The 2,329-nt window shown below is 51.3% G+C and carries 2 protein-coding genes; one reads left to right on the top strand and one right to left on the bottom strand.

Going from position 1 to position 2,329, the window contains the following annotated elements:
• Window positions 1–58 precede the first annotated feature (58 nt).
• Complete coding sequence (locus tag CO251_RS00600) at window positions 59–985, top strand: acetamidase/formamidase family protein (RefSeq protein WP_103373878.1); 927 nt, start codon at window positions 59–61, stop codon at window positions 983–985.
• A gap of 244 nt (window positions 986–1,229) precedes the next feature.
• Here the strand turns inward: CO251_RS00600 and CO251_RS00605 are convergent, their stop codons facing one another.
• Window positions 1,230–2,108, bottom strand: a complete 879-nt coding sequence (locus CO251_RS00605; protein ID WP_103373879.1) for a metallophosphoesterase — start codon at window positions 2,106–2,108, stop codon at window positions 1,230–1,232.
• Between the last annotated feature and the right edge of the window lie 221 nt (window positions 2,109–2,329).

Below are 2,329 nucleotides of genomic sequence, written 5' to 3' on the forward strand. Positions count from 1 at the left end.
CAAGCTCCGGCCTTTAGGCCGGGATAGTTGACCAAGGTTTGCAAGGAGGTGTAGTTTGATGCCATCATTTCATTTATCTAAGGAGCAATCGCACTCGGTGTGGAACAATTCCATTGAGCCTGCCCTGCATGTTCGGTCGCAAGATACTGTTCGAATGCAGATTGCAGAAGCTTCGGGCGGACAGATTAGTCAAAACTCCACTCCGGCTGATGTTCGTCAACTGGACTTTTCCCATATCAATCCGGTGACGGGACCTGTATATGTGGAGGGGGCTGAGCCTGGCGATGCTTTAGTGGTGGATATTCTTTCTATGGAGATGGAGGCCTGGGGCTGGACTGCGATCATTCCCGGTTTTGGTCTCCTGGCGGACGAATTTCAAGAACCGCACCTACGCATATCGCGGATTACCTCGAAATACGCCGAGCTTTTGCCAGGCTTACGCGTACCGCTTTCTCCGTTTATCGGAACTATCGGGGTGGCCCCAGCTGAAGCCGGTGAACATTCCATTGTGCCTCCCAGTGCTCAGGGCGGAAATATGGATATTCGCCATATGACTCCGGGATCTCGATTATGGCTTCCGGTGGCCGTAGAAGGTGCGCTCTTGTCTGTCGGAGACACGCACTCGGCTCAAGGTGATGGCGAGGTGTGCGGCACTGCTGTGGAGACTGCTTCAGAGGTCACTCTTCGGGTCAATTTGGTCAAAAATCGCCCACTTACTTCGCCCATGGTGGAGACCCACCCCAGATCGCTACGTTCAGGCTACGCTTGGGCCGTCACTGGCATTGCATCCGACTTGTGGGAGGCAGCACGAATGGCGACGCGCCAGATGATTGCTTTGATAAGCGAAAAGACGGGTCTATCTGACGAAGATGCTTATATGGTGGCGAGCATTGCGGGCGATTTAAAGATTTCAGAGATTGTGGATGCGCCGAATTGGGTCGTCTCCATGCACCTTGATAAGGAGATTTTCGAGGGCGGATTATAAAGACGGATAAAGGTGTCTTTTGTATACAATGAAATGCCTATGAGGTTTGATGGGATCGGCATGTTGATTTTCTGTCGCATGCCGGTCCTTTTTTCATCCAGCCCAGAGCAATGTATCTAGCTTGCCTGAGGCGTAGGATAGGACAAGGCCCGGGGTCTAGCGGTACACACCCAGTTGCTCCTTGAGAGATCACAAAGCTATGCTAGGGCCGTGCCGTCCAATGTCGCTGGCATGGCCCGTCGATTTAGAAGTGTGCCGAGAGAGTGAGCAGAGACGGTTCATGGGCTAAGCGAATCAGTCCACTTTTCGTCTTCCCCCAGTTATAATCGTAGACATTGTCGTGTTCTGCATCGACCTCATTCCAAAAAGTTGCGGGGCCCGGTCCGGCAACGGAATAGAATGTTATGTCTTGTGCATTGATTTTATAAAGCCAGTATTGGCTGGGACCAGGGCCTAAGCCACCTGCAGAAATTTGAACTAAGGCAGGGGTGATTGGCTGGACCGAGGCGGCGTGAACGTGACCGCAACCATAAAGGCGTACGCGCGGTGAAGACTTTAAGATACGTCGAAATTCCGGCATGGTATTCGGAATGTATTGACTCCAACCAAATTTCGCTAACACTCCTTGAGTGCGAACAGGGCGTAAAGGATAATGACCAAAGACTAAGACGGGTCCTGGAGCCTGTGACAAGGCGGTTTTTAGCTGTAACAGCGATTGGTCTGGATCGCCGTCTCGTAACGCAATGCCGATGGCGCTCACCGGCCCTATGTGTTGGGTTACAGTAGATGGTTGTGAAAAAACTTGGGAAAAATGTGTCTCAGGCCATTTGACATCTTCGTAACATTCATCCTCACGCATCACAGAGGATGGAGACAAGTCATGGTTACCAGGCACTACCAGATAGGGACGCCCTGTGCTTTCTAAGAATTCCCGGGCTTGATAGAGCGCTTGGATAGCACACCCTCCATGTGTCGTAAGATCGCCTGTCACGACGATTAAATCAGGATTAAGGCGATTTAGCGTTACTGCCATAGTGGACCAATATGAAGCGGGCAGTTTTCGGTCACTACCAAGCCCATCGACGTGCAAGTCCGAGATATGAAGAAGGGTAATGTCCTCCATGAACACCAGTCCTTTATCGAAAAGTCATTGTCACGACAGGGACGGTCCCAACCGTGTAACGCGCTCATCTTCGCATAGGCGAATGATGAGGGCATGATCGTGGTATTAGGGATTAATTAATGTTTCGTAGAGCCTGGTTAAAAAAACCTACGATAATCTCTTTCGGCTTTTCTCGGCCCCTAACGGGACCCGCAGTCCTCACAGGATTCGTCTGCTCGGGG

The organism is Sulfobacillus sp. hq2 (assembly GCF_002903155.1).
GTDB classification, from domain to species: Bacteria; Bacillota; Sulfobacillia; order Sulfobacillales; family Sulfobacillaceae; genus Sulfobacillus; species Sulfobacillus thermotolerans.